Genomic DNA, 21,492 nt, shown 5'->3' on the forward strand with positions numbered 1-21,492 from the left:
AATCCCTGTGTATTTTTATTAGGTTGGGGGAACCGTAAATAACAGGGAAATACTCGCTCTGCGCGGGGAGCGGGACAATGGTCAAAGTTATCAAGTTGCGTGACTGGTTTGGCCAAGGTCACTACCTACCTCGTTCCCACGCTCTGCGTGGGAACGATCGATCAATCGGCTTCGTTAAGAATCAAACTCCGATAATGCCCCGGATTAGACCCCGACCACTTGCGAAACGCCTTGTAGAACGAGCTGGTATCGGCAAATCCCAAACGGGTGGCGATCTCGGCAAAGCTGATGGCAGGCTCGGCCAGCCAGACGATTGCCAGTTCCTTGCGCACACTGTCCTTGAGGCCTTGATACGTCTGGCCCTCTTCGGCGAGTCGTCGGCGCAGGGTCGAGGCCGACATGCACAGTTGCTGCGCCAGCGCCTCGGTTTCCGGCCAGTGTTCGGCGGGCAGCTGCCTTAAGTCGTGCTTGATCCGGCTGGCCAGGCTCTCGGGGTCGCGGTACTTGACCAGAATGTTCGCCGGCGCATGGGCGAGGAAGCGCTTGAGCTCTTCGGGGCTGCGTTTGATCGGCAAATCCAGGCAATCGGCAGAGAAAATCATCCGCGTGCGCGGCCGGCCGAATCGCAGGTTCTCGGAGAACATCACCCGATAGTCATCGCAAAAATCCGGCGCCGGGCAGCGCAACTCGATGGCCAGGATCGGAATCCGCCGCCCCGCCAGCCAGCAGGCAACGCCGTGCACGATCATCCAGTAAGTGAAATAAGTGAAGGCTCGGCGCGGTTCTTCGCCGTCCTCCAGCAGGACTATTTCGGCCAGGCTTTGCTGACGAACCAGTTGCGCAGGCATGCGTTCGAGCATCAATGATAGAAAGCTCAGGCCCGAAGTCAGCCCGGCAGCCAGGCTCGGCTGGACCATGGAACTGCGACAGAGAAATTCCAGGCTGCCGGACTTGAGCTTGCGCGGGTCCATGCCAAAAAACTCATCGTCCCTGCGCCGTGCCAGCAGACGCCACAGCCGAGCGTAAGCCGTGGCTGGAACGCGGGCAGCGGGCGTTTGCAGCAGAGCCGGGGCGATGCCGACCTTGTGCAATACCTCGTCGGTGGCGGCACCCGACGTGCAACTTTGCAACAGCGCTTCACGGACCAGGTGAATGGAGATGGTGTCTTTTTCCGACATGGAGCGAGCAAAGCCCTGTTGTTCGAGTGTCGGGCATAGTAGCTCAATCCGCTCTGGTTTTATGCTCGGTGCGCCTCAAGGGTTGTTGGCAGGCAAGGCTATGAAATTATTGATGGGTGGCCCCATGGGATTGCCGTTGTTATCCAGTGTGTACCATTTTCTGCCCACACGAGAGGCAACTACGCGGGTGCCGTTGAAAGTGCCCTCGACACCATTGGCCACTTTATTGACTCGATTGGACAGTTTGATCGTAGCAGCACCAGCGGCCGTCCCTCCAAAGAAGCACCTGAGTCGGTCGAGACATGTTTGCAGGCGCCCAATTCCGGCTTGAGTCAGGGTGAACACCCCGCTTTTCAATATTTTGCCGAAGGACTGTACGGCTCGTGCTCCACCCGCCACCAGGTCCGGCATTCCATCCAGGGGATTTACGGCAGCGACAATGGTAGTTCCGGTAATTTTAATGGCCTCGAAGGCCTTGACACGGATGGGTGCGACGGACTTCACCAAGGTGGACAGTTTCCCTGCCCCGCCAGCCAGGGTGCTCAAGCCTGAAACAAGGTCTGTAAAACAGCCAAAGGCGCCATTGATGAAGCGGATTCGATCCCCGGACATTAAATCCTGGGTGCAGCCCACAAAAGGAATGAGCTGTAATAAGTAATTTTCGATTTTTTCCCGGTAAGCGCGGTTTTCCTCAGAGGTAGTCTGCCCTTTCGCCTTTTTTAGCAGAAATTCCTGCTCCCCTTCCAGAAGGTTATCGATGACGATGCAGTTGGTTATCCGCGCAGTCTTGTTCGAAAAATAGGTGTCTGGAACATGAACATTTTGCTCATTACGTTGCGCTGTGCCGCCAGGCGCGCTATGACCCAGCCGTTCGATAATAAGTTTTTCAGATTGAGCGCCGGCTTTTGGTTCGGTCCCTTGCGCGTAAGCGGCAAAGTCGAATGGAAGTGTCGTGCCACGTTGTACGTCAACGTTGACGGGTGAACCCTTGCTGATTTTAGCCTTTTCGATCTTGATGACGCCGTTCAATGGCAGATCATTAGGCAAGTCCGTCCGTTTGATGATTGACATGCGACCGGGAAAGACTTCGAAGTAACTCACTGTCGGCCCATACTCACAGCGCAATAGTGTTCCCTGTCGTCCACGGAGTGTCGCGCGCATCGAGGGCGTTTCGTCTTCCTTGAGTTTTCCTGTTTCTTCACGGAGGGTGAACAGCTTCACCTCCCCCCATTCCAGGCACTGGCGATCGTCCAGTGGCAAAGTCGCGAACAACGCTTTGGTGGCGGTCATGAAGCTTTGCTTTCTTTCGTTAAAAAAACTGTCTACAGATGCCGTCAAAAGAGCATTCAAGTCAGGCAACTTTGCCAGGCACCCGTCAAATCCACCGTCCCACAGCAGGATTGTTTCGTCTGACAGCTGCCAACTGGTCTTGAACAAATCGCCATCCATATAGGCCTCGACAAGCGACTTTTGAATGCTTTCAGAATTTGGAAATGCATCCAGCCAAGGTTTATAGGTTTCGATCATCAATTGATCTATCGGAACCTGTGTGAATCGAGAAAAGACCTTGCCAAGCTCCAGCGTGGCGAGCTGTCTACGCGTCACCAGCTCACGCTTGAATCCATCCAGCGCTTGAGAAAGTTCCGCCCTTTGGGTAGCAAACTTGCTCGCTGCAGTTGAATAGTCCTGCGGTGAATAGGCGGATTCGTCGCGCTGTTGAATCACGCCGTTCATCACCCCCCATGTCGTCACAATATCGACCGCTAACGTCTTGAACAGCAGTTGCTGCTCTGGTGTGGTGGGCGCAAGCAGCGCCAGGGCCATCAACTGGTCAGTGGTCATCGCTCTGGAACATCCCGGCGTAGTGGCCTCCGCGATGGCAACGCCCAACCGTAGAGTCATCCACTTCGCGGTGCCCACCCGGACCTGCGCAGCATCCTGTGCCAGAAACTCTGGTGCTGCGTCAGCCAACAACAAGTGCGCCACCAACGGCGCTGCCTGCGCACTGACGCCCTTGTGTTCGATCAAGTGAAATTCGATTTCTGATCGCAGCACGTCAAGATCGCGGCCGAGGTTGGCTGGCTGGTAAATGTCATAACCTGCGATGGTTCCAGGCTTGCCGGGTGCGTCAGGGTCGATCGCGAGTTTGATCGCTGTCAGCAACAACTTCTCGTAATGCTCCGGCACAGCCTCCTTGTCCGCCCCGTACCAGTTCAACGCCTGCAGCAGCAGGTGTCCCCAGGAAACCGCGAGGTCTTTTTCAAACAGCTCACCCAGCAACTCATCGGCGTTGTTGCGGCGGTATTCGACGGTTGTGTGAAGCAGCCGTTCGACGCCCAGCGCGCCTATAATCGACGCGGAACCGTTGTGAAACCCGGCGGCCAGGTCAATGATTTTCGTCCTGTCAAAGGATGTCAGCGACACCGGTGAGCCGGTGTCCATCAGCAATTGCGCACCGAAGTCGCCTAATGCCATGGCTGGCGGCAACGAAGTCTGTAGCCATCGGATGACATTACGAACTTCACCAGCGGTTTGAGGTGCGCCAAATCCCCCTAAGACGAGTAATTGTTGCAAGTCGAAAGACAACGGTGAGTACAGCGCACCTCCCGTGTCCTTCACCATTTGCAGTAAGTCTTTGAACGGAGCTTTCAGCGCAGGTTGCTCTTCAACCAGGTCCGTTAAGTCATACCAATGCCCGGATTGCAGGCGCGCCTGAATTCTGTTGTCGCTAACCCTGACCGGCATCGAGCCGCAGTCCAGATTTTGGGCGTTACAAACTTGCGCCATTTCCGGCAAATCGAAAAAATTATTCAAATGATGAAGTATGGCCAGGCTTTTGTAGGCCAACGGGGAACCATCAGCACTTTCACTCAGTTGACCGGACAATGAAACCGTCTCGTTATCTGCTTTTTGCTCGACAATTCTCCCCAGTTCTCCGATCAGCAGAACACGTGCCTTGGCCTCTCGCATCAACTCCTTGACGTCCTCGACTTCTTTGTCCAGTTCATCTTTTTCAGCGGCGGTGATGTCAGGCCATCCTTTTGATTTCAGACGTTGGACTATGACGCTCGCCTCCTCATCAGTTTTCGGCTGCGCCTCGCGATAAAAATCAAGAACGACATCACGCGGAATGAGCCTGCGGTTTTCACTGACATACGGCAGGCCGACATTGGTCGGATCAAGCAATTCGCTGGCAGCACGCACTTGCGCGCAGACCTGCCACCATCCCGAGGTATCCCACACACTGAATGTCTGGAAACCGCTGACGCCGTCCCGAGTGAAATTTCCTGAAACCGAGTCCTGTTCAATGATCAATGTATCCAGCACCAGCCCTTTGGATTCGAACCACGAAAGCACTTTGGGATCATTCAAGGTTTGTCGGTAAATCTCGAATGATGCCTCGATCAGGCTGCCTGAGGTCACGGGCAGCGGAGTGTTCTGGTTGCTTTCCAACTGCCGCAACACAGCTGCTTGCATCGTTCGATCAGCCTGGGAGGTGCTGCCTGAATCAATGATTTTTTCAAGTACTAGATGATGCGTGCCTTGATCGACAGGTTCCGCTTGACTCAGACCTTGAGAGTTTGCCGGTGGATATTCGACTTCGATGTACCCGTTCCCGCTGATGTCAACCATGTGCTCCGACATTTGCAGGTGAGCAGAGTACTCATGGGCGGACGAACCGGGTTGCTCGATCCATTCCGCTTCCGGGCCAGCCGAGTCGGGAAACCAGCGGGCATAAAATTCATTCACCGCGGCATGAATCGCGACCAGCGCTACGGTTGCGGCGGCACGAGGACGATGCTGAACCAACCCCGCGGCACCGGACAGTAGGGTTGCGCCTGTTGCGCCCAGATAACCGGCTGCCGTGGACAGCCATGTTCCCAAACGGGCGCCAAGCGTTTGCAGGTCCGCGATGCCAGACGTCTCGTCGCTCGAAGTATCAACCACGGTCGTTGCGGCATATGGATTGCCCGGGGCTCCGTATGACGATTGGGGAATGCTTATACCTACTTCCTGCACTGACGCCAGGATTTGCCTGAGCAGTGGTCTAGGATCAGGAACATCGTTAGCTTCAACGGGACTCCAACCCGTTAACGTCTGCGTGACCTTCGTCAGCAAGGCATCGGCATGCCGGGCGAGCTGTCCAAGCTGCTCCTTTGCACTGGAGGCGAAAGATGTTTTCTCATCCACGGGAGTATCGAGTGCCGGATAGCGAGAGGTGTGACGAGAGTCGGGCCCGGATGCAGGCGGCGACAGCTTCTGTGCAACATCGACAACATTGAGTGCGTACACCAGTTTTCCCGCAAGCCCTTGTGGTACCCGGGGGCCGCTGGCGACGACGGAGTCGTGGAAGTCAGACTTGCGCTCGATTTCCTCAAGCACCTTCAGCAATCGAAAGCTTCTGTCTTGCCAATCGAGGGATTTCAGGAATTTGAATCGTGCTGTCTCCCTGACGTTGTGCCCGTTTTCCAGGGGCTGATCGGTTGCCTGCGTGATGCAGCGCATAAGCTGGCGAATCTTATCCTCGTGCGCGTCCGGTATCGGCTCATGTGCGACATGCTCTCTTATGATCTGCAAACTATTGCTCAGCATAAACTGCGCTGTATCGGGTGATGGCCTGATATGAGGGATGTCGTCAACATCAACGAACGGCATCCTTTGCTCAAGCTCCTCCAACCGTCGCCCCAGCCGTTCTTTCAATACAGGACTTTGCTCAATAATCTCGCAGAGGCTGTGCCATTGAGCATTTGTCAGCAACTCACCGTTGGCAATCTTCTCGTCCGTTTCCCGCCGCGCCAACGTCAATTGTTCCTGTATGAAATGAACAACGCCTTGACTGTCGCTGTCCGCGGAAAATTCGAGATGCTCGCCGAAATGGCCGGCCCACCTGTCTGGTGGCAAATGACAAATAGCGTCGACAATCTCACGCAGCCGCGCCACCGTCATATCGCCCACAGGTCGAACGGATCGCATGATTGCATCGACAAACACAGGCGCCAGGTTACTGCCCGTTCGCCTTTGCAAAATGCCGCTTTTCAGTACGTCGAGTACGTCCTGCTCCGACAGCTTCTGGGTGGTTAACTGTTTATACAAGGCACCCCAAATCTCGTTAAACGAGTCCTGGTCTTTGATTTGATCTGCGTCGCGGGTAGTTCCCGCGGAATACAGCGGAATCTGGATGTCTTGGTTTTGGACGGCGGGCGTCCCAGGGGATAAAGCGAGGTCAAGGCGCTGCGAGCTGGTTTCGACGCGCGCAACCCTACTGCTCCGCGCCGTCAGTGCCGTGGGTTCGGGGGTTGATTCAGGGGTAGCGCGATGGATGGTATTTGCCGGGGCAGAGAGGACGATCAATTCAGTTCCTTTTGCACATGTGCACGGCGGCATCAGCCTAGAAGGCGCGCCTGAAAGGAACTATAAAAAAACGCTCTGTCTGTTCGGCAGTTCCGCGGATGCCTTAGAGAATCCGGTACAACAACCGCTCGATCCGTACGCGACTAACCCGCTTGAGAAACTTTGCTACGCCCGCCGGATAATCCGGCAGTGTCTGCAGATCCTGATAGCGTTCGATACGGGTCGTGTGCAGGAAAATCTCGTCCAGTTCCTTGCTGCGCGGTTCGAGCAGCTCGCCTTTGGGATCGTCTATCAACAGGGCATTTTCCAGATCGAGCCGGAACGCGCGGGGGTTGAGGTTATTGCCCGTCAAAAGGGTATAGCGCTGGTCGATCCACATGCCCTTCAGGTGATAAGTGTTGTCGCCATCCTTCCATAAATGCAGGTTCAGCTTGCCACTGTCGATGCTGCGCTGATGACGCTTGGCGAAGCGTCGCAGGCTGATCTCGTAAAGGTACGGCAACGCCGCGATCACCTTGAACGGCTCGCTGGGCGGAATGTAGAAGTCGTTGGCGGTTTTGTCGCCGACGATGATGTCGATCTTCACGCCTCGCGCCAGGGCCCGGTTGATTTCCCGGGTCACTGCCAGCGGCAGGTTGAAGTAAGGCGTGCAGATGGTCAGTTGATGCTGGGTGCTGGCGATCAGCTCGCAGATCACCCGACTCAGCGGGTTGTTCTTGCCCACGCCGAGCAAGGGACTGACGGATAAACTGTCCTTCGCCGTGCTGCCCGCAGTGGTGTCATACGCCGCGTGCTTGAGGCGGCTGCGCAAATCGCCGATGTCGTTGCGCAGGCTGCGGGTGGTCGGCAGGTTTGGCAGGTCGAGGCGATGAACCGCTTTGGAGGCAATCAGGCCGTGCTGAATCAGGTGCTGCATGGAATCGGCCAGCGCGTGGTTCTGCAGCAGGTGATAGCGGTCGAAGCGGTACTTGTCGAATTTGTGCAGGTAAACGTTGTTCAGGCTCGCACCGCTGTAGAGCACGCAGTCGTCGATCACGAAGCCCTTCAAATGCAGCACGCCGAACAGCTCGCGGGTCTGCACCGGCACGCCGTACACCGGCACTTCGCTTTCGTGGGTGCGGGTCGTTTCCTGATACCAGGCCGAGTTGCCCGGCTGCTTGCCGGCACCGATCAAACCGCGCTGGGCGCGCAACCAGTCCACGACCACCACCACGTCCAGTTCCGGGCGCGCCAGTTTGGCCGCGTGCAAGGCATCGAGGACTTCTTGCCCGGCCTCATCCTGTTGCAGGTACAGCGCGACGATGTAGATGCGCCGGGTGGCCTGAGCGATTTGCTCAAGCAGGCAACGACGGAATTCGGCGGCGCCAGAGAGGATGGTGACGGCATCGGCGGTCAGCGGAAAACTGCGCAGTTTAGGCAGCAGAGAGCGTTTGAAAAGCGACGGCATAGGGCTCGCAAAGGGTCGAATCCGAAGAACCCGAGAGCTTACACCATGGATGGGTTTGGGTCTTGTTACTGTCTGTAATGGCCTCTTCGCGGGCAAGCCTCGCTCCTACAGGATTTGTGTAGTCGCAATTATCCCAAACGACACAAATCCTGTGGGAGCGAGGCTTGCCCGCGAAGGCAATCTCACAGTCACCAAAAATAACTTCTTGACCATGAAGAACGATCATTCTACTGTTAGCCGCATGAACGAAATCACTAGCAACGACACACGCGACATCATTCTGGATGTCACCGAAAAGTTGATCTACAAGAGTGGCATCGCTGCCACCGGCATGGATCTTCTGGTGAAAACCGCCGGCGTTTCCAGAAAAAGTATTTACCGCTACTTTGCCAACAAGGACGAGCTTATCGTCGCGGCCCTGCAACGCCGCGATGTGCGTTGGATGCATTGGTACCGGACGGAGGTCGGCAAGGCTGAAACCCCGGCCGAGCGGCTGCTCAACCTGTTTACCGTGCTCAAGACCTGGTTCGCCTCGGAAGGTTTCCGCGGTTGCGCATTCATCAATACCAGCGGCGAAACCGGCGATGCGCAAGACCCGGTTCGCCTGGTCGCCAAAGACCATAAACAGAAGCTGCTCGAATACGTGTGCGAGCTCTGTACCGAACATGGCGCACAAGACCCGGAGACGCTGGCCAAGCAGCTGCTGATCCTGATCGACGGTGCCATTACCGTAGCGCTTGTGATGGGTGATCACAGTGCCGCCGATAATGCGCAATGCATGGCGCGAAAGTTATTGGACCTGTAACACTTTTAATAAGCCCGACAACTTGCTTGAACGTTAATTTGATAGAGGGACTTAATATGTCTACTGCCGAAGTTCGTCCGCCATTGCCACCGTTTACCCGTGAATCGGCCATCGAAAAAGTTCGCCTGGCCGAAGACGGCTGGAACTCCCGGGACCCGGAACGGGTGTCCCTGGCCTACACCCTGGACACCCAGTGGCGTAACCGCGCCGAGTTCGCTCACAACCGCGAAGAAGCCAAAAATTTTCTGATCCGTAAATGGGCCAAGGAACTGGACTACCGGTTGATCAAGGAACTGTGGGCCCATGGCGACAACCGCATCGCCGTACGTTACGCCTACGAATGGCATGACGACTCAGGCAACTGGTTCCGTTCCTACGGTAACGAGAATTGGGAATTCGACGAGAACGGTTTGATGTTCAACCGTTACGCCTGCATCAACGACATGCCGATCAAGGAAAGCGACCGCAAGTTCCATTGGCCGCTGGGCCGCCGGCCGGATGATCACCCAGGATTGTCCGATCTGGGCCTGTAACTTCACCTCACACCGATGATCGTTCCCACGCTCCCGCGTGGGAATGCATCCCGTGACGCTCCGCGTCACATCCGAAGCGGACGCAGAGCGTCCATGGCGGCATTCCCACGCAGAGCGTGGGAACGATCGGCTGTAACAGGATAACTTTATAGGTAACATACCGGCCTTTCCCCGCAGCCCTCTTCTGCGCCCTGCCGATTAAGCCCATTCCATGCCTTTCGAACTCAGCGTTGACCTCACCACCCTGGCCGTTCTGGCCCTCGTCGCTTTCATTGCCGGTTTCATCGACGCCATCGCTGGCGGTGGTGGTCTGCTGACCACTCCGGCGCTGCTGACTGCGGGCCTGCCGCCGCATCTGGTGCTGGGCACCAACAAACTCAGTTCGACCTTCGGCTCGGCCACTGCCAGTTTCACTTTCTACCGGCGCAAGCTGTTCCATCCTCGGCAATGGACGCACGCCATCGTCGGCACGTTGGTCGGCGCACTCACTGGCGCGGTGGTCGCGCATTACTTGCCGGCGGAATGGCTGAACAAAATGCTGCCGGTGATCGTTTTCGCCTGCGGCCTGTACCTGTTGTTTGGCGGTACTCCGAAGGCGCCGCTGGACAGTGATGCACCGATCAAGAAAAAGTGGCAATCGACCCAAGGCTTCAGCCTCGGCTTCTACGACGGCGTGGCCGGCCCGGGAACGGGTGCGTTCTGGACCGTCAGCAGCCTGCTGCTCTACCCCATCGACCTGGTCAAGGCCAGTGGTGTGGCGCGCAGCATGAACTTCGTCAGCAACATCGCGGCGCTGTCGGTGTTCATATTTTCAGGGCAGGTGGACTGGATCATCGGCCTGAGCATGGGCCTGTCGGTAATGGTTGGCGCCTTCTTCGGCGCGCGCACCGCCATCAGCGGCGGTGCGAAATTCATTCGCCCGGTGTTCATCACCGTGGTGCTCGGCTTGACCGTCCGGTTAGCCTGGCAGCACTGGTTCAGCGTGGCCTAAGCGCCGCGCCACATAGACGTCGATCAGGTAACGGGCAATCGAGCGTGACGCCGGCAACGGCGGCAGCTCGTGCACGTTGAACCACTGGGCGTCTTCGATCTCGTCTTCCTGACAGACTATCTCGCCCCCGGCATACTCGGCATGAAAACCGAGCATCATCGAATGCGGGAACGGCCAGCATTGACTGCCCATGTACTGGATGTTCTTGACCTCGATCTGCACCTCTTCGCGGACCTCGCGAATCAGGCAGTCCTCGGCCGACTCACCCGGCTCGGCGAACCCCGCCAGGGTGCTGTAGACCCCGGCGACAAAACGTGGAGAACGGGCCAGCAGCACTTCGTCGCCACGGGTCACCAGCACGATCATGCTCGGTGAAATGCGCGGATAGTGGCGTAGATCACAGGGTTCGCAATACATCGCTCGCTCACGCGATACCTGGACCATCACTTGCCCGCAATTGCCGCAGAAGCGGTGTTCACGGGCCCAGGTACCGATTTGTGCGGCGTAGCCGAGCACCTTGTAGACGGTGTGATCGCCGTCGAGCATGAACGCTCGCAGGCCTTTCCAGTTGCAGCCCGGCACTTCGCTGTGACTGCGCAGCTCCAGCAGGTAGACCGGTTCGCCATCCAGGTGACCGATGCCGTGCTCGGCGAGAATCGACAAGTCCTGACGCTTGAGCCATTCCCGTGGAAACAGCGCGCCATTGTCATCGAACAAAAAGCCTTCGGGGCTGCGCGCCACGGCCCAGCCGCCGGGTTGATCGGTGTCCAGTACTGCGGTGGTCCAGCGTGAAGTCATGGTTAATCAGTCCAGAAATTCGGGTTTCTGTTTGCTCATATGGGCGGCCATGGCCACGCGCAGATCGGTGGATTGCACCATGGCGGCGTTCCAGGTGGCGACGTATTCGAGGCCGTCGTCGATGCGATGGTCGCGCATATAGCTGATCATCTCTTTGGTACCGGTGACGGCAATCGGCGACTTGCCGGCGATTTCACGGGCAATGCCCATCACGCCTTCAAGCAGGCTGGCGGTGTCGCTGTAGACGCGATTGACCAGGCCGATGCTGCGCGCTTCATCGGCGCCAAAGGTGCGACCAGTGTAAGCCAGTTCACGCAGCATGCCGTCACCGATTATCCGTGGCAAGCGTTGCAAAGTGCCCACATCGGCCGCCATGCCGATGTCGATTTCCTTGATTGAGAATTGCGCATCCTCGGCGGCGTAACGCATGTCGCAGGCTGAAATCAGGTCGATGGCGCCGCCCAGGCAATAACCCTGAATGGCCGCGAGCACCGGTTTGCGGCAGTTGTCGACGGCATTGAAGGACGCTTGCAGTGTGAGGATCGTTCGTCGCAGCAGCCGCGCATTGCGGCTGACGTCCTTGCCCAACTCATTAAGCATACCGGCCATCATCACCAGGTCGATACCGGAAGAGAAATGCTTGCCGGCGCCGCTGAGGACTACCACGCGCACTTCGTCGGTGTCATCGATCCACTGGAAAATCTCGATGATCTCGCTCCAGAACGCGGCGTTCATCGAGTTGATTTTTTCCGGACGGTTGATCTGCACATGGGCGATGTTATCGGCCAGTTCGACGCTGAAGGCGGTGTATTGAGACATGGCAGTGATCCTTTACCGGGCAGAATATGAGGCCCGAACTATAACAAGGCATCGAGGCTGGCAGTAAGGCAGCGGTTCGGCCAAATGCGGGACTGGCTTCAGGTTCTGTGGTGTCTGGACTGGCCTATTCGCGGGCAAGCCTCGCTCCTACAGGGGAATGAACGTGCGACCGACACATAACTTGTAGAGCGAGGCTTGCCCGCGAATAGGCCGCCGATCCAACTGCCCTGCACTGTCACAAACGCAGCCATTTAATAAGACTTAGCGCCCGAGCGAAGTTGTCACTATGCTTGCACCGGACTTTCCAAGGAGGAACCCCACCCATGCCCATTTCTTCACGTGCAGCCTTGCTGGTTATCGACGTACAGAACGACTTCATCCCCGGCGGCCAATTACCGGTGCCGGAGGGCGACCTGATCGTGCCCTTGATCAACCGCCTCGGCCGCCAGTTCAAGCAAGTCATCATTGCCCAGGACTGGCACCCGCCCGGCCACGCCTCATTCGCTTCCAGCCACCCTGGTCGCAAGCCTTACGACGTGATTCAACTGCCTTACGGCGAGCAGACGCTCTGGCCTGAGCACTGTGTGCGAGCCACATCCGGCGCCGAGTTCCACGCGGAACTGGACCTGCCCCACGCCCAACTGATCATCCGCAAGGGCTGCAATCCAGACATCGACAGCTATTCGGCGTTTCTGGAGGCGGATCGAACCACGACCACAGGCTTGGCCGGATACCTTAAAGAGCGCGGCATCGACACGGTTTATATGGTCGGATTGGCGCTGGACTTTTGCGTGATGTTTTCTGCGCTGGACGCGCGCGCGGCGGGGTTCAATGCGTTTGTGGTGTTGGATGCGTGTCGGGCGATTGATCTGGAGGGATCGCTGGCGGCAGCGATTGAGCGGATGCAGGTGGCTGGGGTTGGGTTGATTCCATCAACCGAAATACTTGGTTGACCTGTAGGAGCTGCCGAAGGCTGCGATCTTTTGATCTTGCTTTTCAAAGAACAAGATCAAAAGATCGCAGCCTTCGGCAGCTCCTACATTTGAATCGAATAAAGCCCGCAAACGCGAATTGTCTGAAAGAGTGCCTTTAAACCGGAGTCGGCAACCATAACCTGAACCGCGCGCCCCCCAGCGGCGACACTTGCGCGGTGAGCGTTCCACTCTGCGCTTCCAGCGCCCGACGGCTGATCGCCAAGCCCAACCCAAATCCACCCGTTGCGCGATCCCGACTGCGATCCAGCCGATAAAACGGCTCGAAAATCCGCTCCCGCTCTTCCTGCGGAATGCCGATGCCATCATCATCCACCCAGATTTCACAACCCTTGGGGCAGACCTGCACACCGATCTGAATCCGTTTTTCGCAATAGCGCATGGCGTTGCGCAGCAGGTTCTGGATCGCCCGAGCGGTCAGTCGCGGGTCCAGCGAAAAGCGTTCGAGCTGGCCGTGAAGCAATACGTCGATGACGATTTCCGGGGATTCCAGTTCTTCGTCGACACTGCCCAGAATGCTGTCAATGAATTCATCCAGCGACACGTCGACCTGCTCCGGCAACTGCCCCGGGTTTTGCAGACGGCTATAAGACAGCAATTCCAGCACCAATTCATCCAACTCGCGAATGTGCGCGACCAAGCCTTGCAGACGTTCGCGACTGGTGGCTGGCAAGTCGTCGGACAGCGCCAGGGCCAGGCCGAAATCCAGCCGCGTCAGTGGCGTGCGCAGTTCGTGGGACACAGCGTTGAGCAGATCGCGCTGTTGGTTGAGCAGGTTTTCGATATCGCCGGCCATGGTGTCGAAGACGTTGGCCAAGCTGCCGATGTTGGAGCTGGGAGAAATCTGCGTGCGTTCGCTCAAATGGCCCTTGCCGAAGCGTTCGGCGGTGCCTTTGAGGCGTTCCAGATCGCGCCAGTGCGGGCGCAACCACAGCAACAGACAAGCGAGCATGGTCGCGCCGATCAACACGTTGATGCTCCAGTACAACCAACTGACGTCCGTCGGGTCCGGCGGCACGACCATCTCCACCACCATCTGCTCGTTCAACGGCGCCACCGCCAGGGTACGCCAGCCCCAATCACCGATACGCACAACGTTCTCACCGCGCTGCAAGCGTTCACGTTCATCCCCGGTAAATTCCAGGTCGTCATTGCGGGTCAGCACGATGTGCAGCGGCTGGAACTCCTTGTCCATCTCGGCCGCCAATGCCGGCCACTGCTCCGAGGGCACGGCGCGAAACTGCTTGGCGATCAGCGTTTGCAAGCCTCGGGAGTAATCAAGGTTGTAGGTCACAAAGCGCTCATGGAAAACCTTGATCACCAGATCCGGCACCAGATAGATCGCTGCGCTGAACGAGACGATGGTCACCAGATACAGACGAAACAGAATTCTGAACATGGATTCAACATTCCCACTCAGAGCGGCTGAACAGGTAGCCCTTGCCCCACACGGTTTTGATCTTACGTGCCTCGCCCGCATGGTCGTCGAATTTGCGCCGTAGCTTGGAAATCGCCACGTCCACCGAACGGTCGGTGCCGTTGAACTCGATGCCGCGCAGACGCTGCAGAATCTGGTCGCGGCTCAGCACTTCGCCGGCATGCCGGGCCAGCACTACCAACAGGTTGTATTCGCCGCTGGACAGTTCCACCGATTGCTCGCGCCAGCTGACGGTGCGTTCGGACAGGTCGATGCACAAGTTGCCCATGATGATGCGGTCGTTGGCGGTCTGCGGCTCACTGAGGCTGCTGCGCCGCAACAAAGTCCGCACCCGCGCCAGCAACACACGTGGTTCGCAGGGTTTGGTGACGTAATCGTCAGCGCCCATTTCCAGGCCCAGCACTTGATCGTGGCTGTCGTCGCGGGCGGTGAGCATCAGGATCGGCAGCGCCGCCGAATCGGCGCGCAGCAGGCGGCAGACTTGCATGCCATCAAGACCGGGCAGCATCAGGTCGAGGATCACCAAGTCCGGAGGGCTTTGCCGCGCCCGTTCGCGCACATGGTCGCCACGGCTGATCACGCTGACGCTATAGCCGTTGCGTTCCAGGTAGCTGGCAATCAGTTCGGAAAGTGCGGTGTCGTCTTCGACCAGGAGGATGTTGGGCATGGGGTGTTTCCAGAAAGTGCAGTGGCGATTGTTCCGGCCTCTTCGCGGGCAAGCCCGCTCCTACAGAAGCTCGCGATACCTATGTAGGAGCGGGCTTGCCCGTGAAGGCGGTACATCTGTCGCAATAAATTTCAAGCCGCCAAGGATATACGCCCTCACCCGCCCATGAGCAAAACCCTTACACAATTTCACACAGCGCCTACAAAGCTTCACCGCTACCCTCGTCGGCTCCCCGTAGGATGCGGGAGGTCATTATTGGGGTATTTACATGTCAAAGAATCTGCTTGCCACGCTCAGCCTGATTGCACTGGCGTTGACGCTGAGCGCTTGCGATCAGTCCTCGACCGCCGAAGAACAGCCACCGCTGGCCATTGTACGAATAGAAACCATCGAAGCCCGCCCCCTGTCCATTAGCAGTGAACTGAGCGGGCGGATTGCCGCGCCCCGCATCGCCGAAGTCCGTGCCCGTGTTGCTGGTGTGGTGTTGCAGCGAACCTTCCGTGAAGGCAGCGACGTAAAAAAAGGCGACGTTCTCTTCCGCATCGACCCGGCCCCGTTCAAGGCTGACCTCGACAGCGCCGAAGCGGCGCTGCGCAAGGCCGAAGCCAACGCGTTCCAGGCGAAACTGCAGGAACAGCGTTACGCCCAGTTGATCGATGACAAGGCCATCAGCGCTCAGGATTACGACAACGCCCGGGCCAATGCCCGGCAGACCGCCGCCGATGTCGCCGCCAACAAAGCCGCCGTGGACCGGGCGAAACTGAACCTTGGTTATGCCACTGTCACAGCGCCGATTTCCGGGCGCATCGGCCGAGCGCTGGTAACTGAGGGCGCACTGGTCGGGCAGAACGAAACCACCCCTTTGGCACTGATTCAGCAGTTGAATCCGATCCACGCCGACCTGACGCAATCGACCCGTGAACTCAACGACCTGCGCCGCGCGTTCCGTTCCGGCCAGTTGAAGGAAGTGGGCCAAGGCCAGGCCAAAGCCACGTTGATTCAGGACGACGGCAGCCTCTACCCGCTGCCGGGCAAGTTGCTGTTCACCGACATCACCGTCGACCCGGGCACCGGCCAGATCATTCTGCGCAGCGAGTTTCCCAACCCGGACCTCGACTTGCTGCCGGGCAGCTTCGTTCGCGTGCGTCTGGAGCAAGCGTTCAATCAGCAAGGCATCAGCGTGCCGCAACGGGCCATTCAGCGCGACAGCGCCGGCATTGCCCAAGTGCTGCTGCTCGATGCCGAACAGCGCGTCGGCCAGCAACCGGTCGAGTTGGGCGCGGTGCAGAACGATCGCTGGATCGTCACCCGCGGCCTCCAACCCGGCGACCGCATCGTCACTGAAGGCCTGCAACATGCGCGCCCCGGTGAAAAAGTCCAGATAGACGACACCCCTCTTCCACTTGCCCAGGTTTCTGGTCAGTAAGCAGGACGCTTTTTTATGCCGCAGTTCTTTATCGACCGCCCGGTGTTCGCCTGGGTGATCGCCTTGTTCATCCTGCTGGCCGGCGCGCTGGCCATTGTGCAGTTGCCGGTGGCGCAGTACCCGAACGTTGCGCCGCCGAAAGTCGAAATCTATGCCACCTACCCGGGCGCTTCGGCGCAGACCGTGGACGAAAGCGTGGTCAGCCTGATCGAGGAAGAACTCAACGGCGCCGACCATCTGCTGTATTTCGAATCCCAGAGCAGCCTCGGCAGCGCCACCATCACCGCGACGTTCCAGCCGGGCACTGACCCGGAAATGGCGCAGGTCGATGTGCAAAATCGCCTCAAAGCGGTGGAGTCGCGCTTGCCACAAGCCGTCACCCAGCAAGGCTTGCAGGTGGAGAAGGTCTCTGCCGGTTTCCTGTTGCTGATCACCCTCACCTCCAGCGACGGCAAGCTCGACGACGTAGCGCTCAGCGATTACCTGGCGCGCAACGTGATGAACGAAATCAAGCGTCTGGACGGCGTCGGCAAGGCCCAGCTGTACGGTGCCGAACGAGCGATGCGCATCTGGATCGATCCACAGAAGCTGATTGGCTTCAACCTGACCCCGGCCGATGTCAACGCCGCCATCGTTACGCAGAATGCTCAGGTTTCCGCGGGCAGCATCGGCGACTTGCCGACCCGCACCACTCAGGAAATCACCGCGACCATTCTGGTCAAAGGTCAGTTGTCGACCCCTGAAGAATTCGCCGACATCGTGCTCAAGGCCAATCCTGACGGCTCCACCGTGCGCATCGGCGATGTGGCGCGGGTCGAGATCGGCAGCCAGGAATATCAGTTCTCCACGCGACTGAACGGCAAACCGTCGACCGCCGTCAGCGTGCAACTGTCGCCGGGCGCCAATGCCCTGAGCACCGCGACCCTGGTGCGGGCGAAAATGGATGAGCTGGCGCGCTACTTCCCGGCCGGTGTCGAGTACAAGATCCCGTACGACACCTCGCCCTTCGTCAAAGTCTCGATCACCAAAGTGGTTTACACCCTCGTCGAGGCGATGGTGCTGGTGTTTGCGGTGATGTTCCTGTTCCTGCAAAACATCCGCTACACGCTGATCCCGACCCTCGTTGTGCCTGTGGCGCTGATGGGGACTTTCGCGACCATGCTCGCGCTGGGCTTCTCGATCAACGTGCTGACCATGTTCGGCATGGTGCTGGCCATCGGCATTCTGGTGGACGACGCCATTGTTGTGGTGGAGAACGTCGAGCGGATCATGGCCACCGAAGGCCTGTCGCCCAAAGAGGCGACGCGCAAGGCAATGAAGCAGATTACCGGGGCGATTATCGGCATCACATTAGTGCTGGTGGCGGTGTTCATTCCAATGGCGTTCATGCAGGGTTCGGTCGGGGTGATTTACCGGCAATTCTCGCTCTCGATGGCGACCTCGATCCTGTTCTCGGCCTTCCTCGCCCTGACCTTGACCCCGGCGCTGTGTGCGACGCTGCTCAATCCGATTGCCCCAGGCGAGCATCATGCCAAGGGCGGTTTCTTTGGCTGGTTCAACCGACGCTTCGAACAACTGACCGAACGCTATCAGGGCTGGGTCGCCTATGCGTTGCAGCGCACCGGTCGGTACCTGTTGATCTACGGCGTGCTGCTGGTCGGTCTGGGGCTGTGCTTCAGTCGTCTACCCTCCTCGTTCCTGCCAGTGGAAGACCAGGGCTACACCATCACCGACATTCAACTGCCACCGGGCGCGAGCAAGAACCGCACGGTGCAAGTGGTCGAGCAGATCGAAGCGCACAACGCCACCGAACCGGGCGTCGGCGACAGCACGGTGATTCTCGGTTTCAGTTTTTCCGGCAGCGGGCAAAACGCGGCGTTGGCGTTTACCACGCTCAAGGATTGGTCGGATCGCGGTAGTGACGATTCGGCGAGTTCCATTGCCGACCGGGCCAACATTGCGCTGAGCCAGATCAAGGACGCCATGGCCTTCGCGATATTGCCACCACCGGTCGATGGCCTCGGCACTTCCAGTGGTTTCGAGTTCCGCCTGCAAGACCGTGGCGGCCTAGGCCATGCCACGCTGATGCAGGCACGCAGCCAATTGCTGGCCGCCGCCGAGAAGAGCCCGGTCCTGATGAACGTGCGCGAAAGCGCCCTGGCCGAAGCGCCGCAGGTGCAACTAATCGTCGACCGCAAACAGGCGAACGCGCTGGGGGTGTCGTTTGCCGACATTGGCAGCGTGCTGTCCACCGCTGTGGGCTCGGCCTACATCAATGATTTTCCCAACCAGGGGCGGATGCAACGGGTGGTGGTGCAGGCTGAAGGCGATCAACGCAGTCAGGTAGCCGATCTTTTGAAGATTAACGTGCGCAACAACGCCGAGAAAATGGTGCCGTTGTCGGCCTTCGTCCGGGCCAACTGGACTCAAGGCCCGGCGCAACTGACCCGTTACAACGGCTACCCGGCCATCAGCATTTCCGGCGAACCGGCGCCGGGTTACAGCACCGGCGAAGCCATGGCGGAAATCGAACGGTTGGTGGCGCAAGGCCCGGCAGGATTGGGTCAGGAATGGACCGGGCTGTCATTGCAGGAACGCCTGTCCGGCAGTCAGGCACCGATTCTGCTCGGGTTGTCGTTGCTGATCGTGTTCCTGTGTCTGGCGGCGTTGTACGAGAGCTGGTCGATACCGACGTCGGTGTTGCTGGTGGTGCCGCTCGGTGTACTCGGCGCGGTGTTGGCCGTGACGTTGCGCGGGATGCCCAACGACGTGTTCTTCAAGGTCGGGCTGATCACCATCATCGGCCTGTCGGCCAAGAACGCAATCCTGATCATCGAGTTCGCCAAAAGCCTGTACGACGAAGGCCACGACCTGATAGACGCCACACTGCAAGCCGCGCGCCTACGGTTGCGGCCGATTGTCATGACGTCCCTGGCGTTCATTCTCGGCGTGGTGCCGCTGGCAATTGCCACGGGTGCGAGTTCGGCCAGTCAGCAAGCCATCGGCACCGGGGTGATTGGCGGGATGATCACCGCGACATTGGCGGTGGTGTTTGTGCCGGTGTTTTTTGTGGTGGTGATGAAGCTGGTGGGCAGACGGCATAAGCACAACTAACCCACAACACCGCTCCCACATAGGAACTCGTTGGTTTCGGGGGTGTGGTCACACATAACCACGCTGGGCTAAGGTGTTTGCATACCTTGGCTCATCGAGTTCACATGCCCCTCCTCACCCACACCCACCCTCGCCTGTCCGCCGCCGCCACGCTCGGCATCGCCATGGGCATTCTGATTCCGGCCGACTCGATCATCAGCAAAATCCTCATTGGCTGGAACGTCGGGGTCTGGACTTATCTGCTCTTGATGTTCTGGCTCGCCGTGCGCGCCAAAGCCACCGGCGGGTTGTTTGGATAGTTCTTTACATAGCCCGTGGCAGCGTTTTCAAATTTCTGTCACCCCACTAACTCATCAGTTCAAGGTTGTTACAGTGATGACTGCCGGCTCCCCGGGAATACTGGAGGCGTTCTGACCTCTCATCGTCAGTGTATAAGTGGTGTTTGGCGTTAATGAGTAAAGGGTCATTTGCATAAAAAAAGGCGTAAATTTCCACGTTCCGCTACCACGTTGGACTGTACATTCCCAACCATTCAACCCAACAGCTGACTCCGGCAGATCCCATGCTATTGAGATGGAATACCGGCCTACTGTTGTAGCGCGAAAATTCCTTGGAGGGCCCATCACCGAAGTTCTTACCTTCACCGGGTCGCTTTTTTCCGAACGAAGACCGGCTTCGTCCTGAGTCGATACTTCAAAAACATAATCCGTACCAGGCTCTAGCTCCGTAGCCAGATGGACATCGATTTGAGCGGAGGAAGATAGATCTTCAGTGTGGATCAGATGTCCGTCGCGCCATATCTCATTTTTAGAAACTCGCACATTATCGTAAGGTCTTTCCCACATGAGAGCTGCTGAAGTGGGCGTAACATTCATAGCGACAAGCCCGGTCGGTTTATTGGGCGGGGTTACGTCCAGCGTGGCCGGATCCGAGACGTTGCCACGAGCACTACAGGCGCGGACTTCAAAGTCATAAGCAGTAAACGACGTCGGATTGTTCACCTGACAAGTCAGGCCACGAACTGCAGTAATGACTTCGCCCTGGTGTGAAACCAGATAATGGAATGCTGGCTCACCACCGACGGGCGCGCTCCAACTCAGCATAAAGCCTGCATCTGTGCGCTCGGAAATTTGCAGATCGCCCGGCGCCCCAGGACTTCTGTCCAGAGGAAAATAACTCGGCTTGGAAATGATACCGTCAGCCGCTTTTGCCCGGACGCAAATCATATAATCCGAATCATTTCTCAATCCCCGCAGTTCGTAAGGTGGCCGAGGAATAACTACGGTGGTGATGTTAACGCCTGAAATTTCGTAGCCCTGCGCATCGGGACATAAACTACATGCCGCATAGGGCTCTTCCCAAGTCAGCTCAGCGACGGTCGGACTTATTCTTCTAGCCTTTAATTTACCGGGGCGGCAGATTTGCACGGAAGACTCAGAAAGTTCCGGTGAACCTTGGGAGGACTTGCTCATGTTTACATCCTCTGTAGTTGGATGTCGGTATTTTTACGCTCATTCAGTAATGTTCACAGCTCACAGAACTGATAGTTGCATCTACTGCTAATGTGTGTTTATCCATGTACGTTCCTGAAAGAACCCCATGAAAGACAGGACACCGTTTCCCCCTCACGATAAGGGATCGGCAAACGGTTATGTTTATGACTAACAGTAACGATAAGAGTGGGGAGCTTTTGGGGCTGTACCAGGACAGCAACACTTATCCAGACAGTTCACCGACCACACCTTTTTCCATGGCGACCTTCTCGAAACGAGAAAAAATTGTGCCTGATCAGAAAATTAACGCCTGGAACCGAGACGGAACAACCGGCGTTTTCTCCTACAGCAATGGTCGCTTTTCCTGACAGCCTTTTCACCACTGCCTCATTAAAGTCCACCACCTGTAATTTCTGACAGGTCCCAATCAAGCTAAATA

The 21,492-nt window shown here is 57.7% G+C and carries 15 protein-coding genes and 1 pseudogene; 8 read left to right on the forward strand and 8 right to left on the reverse strand.

What is annotated here, in order from left to right; genetic code table 11:
* Positions 1–161: 161 nt before the first annotated feature.
* The 3 genes from CKW20_RS17365 to pssA form a co-directional block, all read right to left on the reverse strand.
* On the reverse strand, positions 162–1,178 hold the full coding sequence (locus CKW20_RS17365; RefSeq protein ID WP_095054023.1) for an AraC family transcriptional regulator: 1,017 nt from the start codon (positions 1,176–1,178) through the stop codon (positions 162–164).
* 75 nt (positions 1,179–1,253) lie between these two features.
* Complete coding sequence (locus CKW20_RS17370) at positions 1,254–6,563, reverse strand: hypothetical protein (protein ID WP_141228958.1); 5,310 nt, start codon at positions 6,561–6,563, stop codon at positions 1,254–1,256.
* Positions 6,564–6,633: 70 nt separating this feature from the next.
* Positions 6,634–7,977: a CDP-diacylglycerol--serine O-phosphatidyltransferase gene (gene pssA / locus CKW20_RS17375; protein WP_095054025.1), complete on the reverse strand. Its 1,344-nt coding sequence runs from the start codon at positions 7,975–7,977 to the stop codon at positions 6,634–6,636.
* A 241-nt stretch (positions 7,978–8,218) separates the two neighbouring features.
* On the opposite strand from pssA, the gene CKW20_RS17380 reads away from it, so the two are divergent.
* The 3 genes from CKW20_RS17380 to CKW20_RS17390 all read left to right on the forward strand — a co-directional run bounded on the left by CKW20_RS17380 (position 8,219) and on the right by CKW20_RS17390 (position 10,306).
* Positions 8,219–8,782 (forward strand): TetR/AcrR family transcriptional regulator, encoded by a 564-nt coding sequence (locus tag CKW20_RS17380; RefSeq protein WP_095054026.1) that lies wholly within the window; start codon positions 8,219–8,221, stop codon positions 8,780–8,782.
* Positions 8,783–8,838: 56 nt separating this feature from the next.
* On the forward strand, positions 8,839–9,315 hold the full coding sequence (locus tag CKW20_RS17385) for a nuclear transport factor 2 family protein (RefSeq protein WP_095054027.1): 477 nt from the start codon (positions 8,839–8,841) through the stop codon (positions 9,313–9,315).
* A gap of 211 nt (positions 9,316–9,526) precedes the next feature.
* Positions 9,527–10,306 carry a TSUP family transporter gene (locus CKW20_RS17390; RefSeq protein ID WP_007900140.1) on the forward strand — a complete coding sequence of 260 codons (780 nt, stop codon included), beginning with the start codon at positions 9,527–9,529 and terminating at the stop codon, positions 10,304–10,306.
* Here the strand turns inward: CKW20_RS17390 and nudC are convergent.
* Together nudC and CKW20_RS17400 are read right to left on the reverse strand one after the other, a co-directional pair.
* Positions 10,274–11,104, reverse strand: a complete 831-nt coding sequence (gene nudC / locus CKW20_RS17395) for an NAD(+) diphosphatase (RefSeq protein ID WP_095054028.1) — start codon at positions 11,102–11,104, stop codon at positions 10,274–10,276. The genes CKW20_RS17390 and nudC overlap by 33 nt on opposite strands.
* Before the next feature lie 6 nt (positions 11,105–11,110).
* Positions 11,111–11,923 carry a crotonase/enoyl-CoA hydratase family protein gene (locus CKW20_RS17400; RefSeq protein WP_095054029.1) on the reverse strand — a complete coding sequence of 271 codons (813 nt, stop codon included), beginning with the start codon at positions 11,921–11,923 and terminating at the stop codon, positions 11,111–11,113.
* A 323-nt stretch (positions 11,924–12,246) separates the two neighbouring features.
* On the opposite strand from CKW20_RS17400, the gene pncA reads away from it, so the two are divergent.
* Positions 12,247–12,876 carry a bifunctional nicotinamidase/pyrazinamidase gene (pncA, locus tag CKW20_RS17405; RefSeq protein ID WP_095054030.1) on the forward strand — a complete coding sequence of 210 codons (630 nt, stop codon included), beginning with the start codon at positions 12,247–12,249 and terminating at the stop codon, positions 12,874–12,876.
* A 136-nt stretch (positions 12,877–13,012) separates the two neighbouring features.
* Here pncA and CKW20_RS17410 read toward each other — a convergent pair whose 3' ends face one another.
* Both CKW20_RS17410 and CKW20_RS17415 read right to left on the reverse strand, forming a co-directional pair.
* Entirely contained in the window at positions 13,013–14,314 is a 1,302-nt protein-coding gene (locus CKW20_RS17410; protein WP_095054031.1) for an ATP-binding protein, read from the reverse strand.
* Positions 14,315–14,318: 4 nt separating this feature from the next.
* Positions 14,319–15,020, reverse strand: a complete 702-nt coding sequence (locus CKW20_RS17415) for a response regulator transcription factor (RefSeq protein ID WP_095054032.1) — start codon at positions 15,018–15,020, stop codon at positions 14,319–14,321.
* Between the two features lie 268 nt (positions 15,021–15,288).
* Here CKW20_RS17415 and CKW20_RS17420 point away from each other — a divergent pair, with 268 nt between their 5' ends.
* The 3 genes and pseudogenes from CKW20_RS17420 to CKW20_RS17430 all read left to right on the forward strand — a co-directional run.
* On the forward strand, positions 15,289–16,446 hold the full coding sequence (locus CKW20_RS17420; protein ID WP_095054033.1) for an efflux RND transporter periplasmic adaptor subunit: 1,158 nt from the start codon (positions 15,289–15,291) through the stop codon (positions 16,444–16,446).
* Between the two features lie 15 nt (positions 16,447–16,461).
* Positions 16,462–19,560 carry an efflux RND transporter permease subunit gene (locus CKW20_RS17425; RefSeq protein ID WP_095054034.1) on the forward strand — a complete coding sequence of 1,033 codons (3,099 nt, stop codon included), beginning with the start codon at positions 16,462–16,464 and terminating at the stop codon, positions 19,558–19,560.
* Positions 19,561–19,664: 104 nt separating this feature from the next.
* Positions 19,665–19,838, forward strand: a pseudogene (locus tag CKW20_RS17430) (DUF1345 domain-containing protein); the annotation flags it as partial.
* Between the two features lie 75 nt (positions 19,839–19,913).
* Here the strand turns inward: CKW20_RS17430 and CKW20_RS17435 are convergent.
* Positions 19,914–21,032, reverse strand: a complete 1,119-nt coding sequence (locus CKW20_RS17435; protein WP_095054035.1) for a fibronectin type III domain-containing protein — start codon at positions 21,030–21,032, stop codon at positions 19,914–19,916.
* 185 nt (positions 21,033–21,217) lie between these two features.
* Here CKW20_RS17435 and CKW20_RS29230 point away from each other — a divergent pair, with 185 nt between their 5' ends.
* Positions 21,218–21,421 carry a hypothetical protein gene (locus CKW20_RS29230; protein ID WP_141228960.1) on the forward strand — a complete coding sequence of 68 codons (204 nt, stop codon included), beginning with the start codon at positions 21,218–21,220 and terminating at the stop codon, positions 21,419–21,421.
* The last annotated feature ends 71 nt before the right edge of the window (positions 21,422–21,492 follow it).

The organism is Pseudomonas sp. Irchel s3b2 (assembly GCF_900187445.1).
GTDB lineage: Bacteria > Pseudomonadota > Gammaproteobacteria > Pseudomonadales > Pseudomonadaceae > Aquipseudomonas.

What these genes read in the sequence shown, in the direction of transcription:
- CKW20_RS17365 (WP_095054023.1), bottom strand. Translation starts at nt 1,178, where the DNA reads ATGTCGGAAAAAGACACCATCTCCATTCACCTGGTCCGTGAAGCGCTG.
- CKW20_RS17370 (WP_141228958.1), bottom strand. Translation starts at nt 6,563, where the DNA reads ATGCCGCCGTGCACATGTGCAAAAGGAACTGAATTGATCGTCCTCTCT.
- pssA (WP_095054025.1), bottom strand. Translation starts at nt 7,977, where the DNA reads ATGCCGTCGCTTTTCAAACGCTCTCTGCTGCCTAAACTGCGCAGTTTT.
- CKW20_RS17380 (WP_095054026.1), top strand. Translation starts at nt 8,219, where the DNA reads ATGAACGAAATCACTAGCAACGACACACGCGACATCATTCTGGATGTC.
- CKW20_RS17385 (WP_095054027.1), top strand. Translation starts at nt 8,839, where the DNA reads ATGTCTACTGCCGAAGTTCGTCCGCCATTGCCACCGTTTACCCGTGAA.
- CKW20_RS17390 (WP_007900140.1), top strand. Translation starts at nt 9,527, where the DNA reads ATGCCTTTCGAACTCAGCGTTGACCTCACCACCCTGGCCGTTCTGGCC.
- nudC (WP_095054028.1), bottom strand. Translation starts at nt 11,104, where the DNA reads ATGACTTCACGCTGGACCACCGCAGTACTGGACACCGATCAACCCGGC.
- CKW20_RS17400 (WP_095054029.1), bottom strand. Translation starts at nt 11,923, where the DNA reads ATGTCTCAATACACCGCCTTCAGCGTCGAACTGGCCGATAACATCGCC.
- pncA (WP_095054030.1), top strand. Translation starts at nt 12,247, where the DNA reads ATGCCCATTTCTTCACGTGCAGCCTTGCTGGTTATCGACGTACAGAAC.
- CKW20_RS17410 (WP_095054031.1), bottom strand. Translation starts at nt 14,314, where the DNA reads ATGTTCAGAATTCTGTTTCGTCTGTATCTGGTGACCATCGTCTCGTTC.
- CKW20_RS17415 (WP_095054032.1), bottom strand. Translation starts at nt 15,020, where the DNA reads ATGCCCAACATCCTCCTGGTCGAAGACGACACCGCACTTTCCGAACTG.
- CKW20_RS17420 (WP_095054033.1), top strand. Translation starts at nt 15,289, where the DNA reads ATGTCAAAGAATCTGCTTGCCACGCTCAGCCTGATTGCACTGGCGTTG.
- CKW20_RS17425 (WP_095054034.1), top strand. Translation starts at nt 16,462, where the DNA reads ATGCCGCAGTTCTTTATCGACCGCCCGGTGTTCGCCTGGGTGATCGCC.
- CKW20_RS17435 (WP_095054035.1), bottom strand. Translation starts at nt 21,032, where the DNA reads ATGAGCAAGTCCTCCCAAGGTTCACCGGAACTTTCTGAGTCTTCCGTG.
- CKW20_RS29230 (WP_141228960.1), top strand. Translation starts at nt 21,218, where the DNA reads ATGACTAACAGTAACGATAAGAGTGGGGAGCTTTTGGGGCTGTACCAG.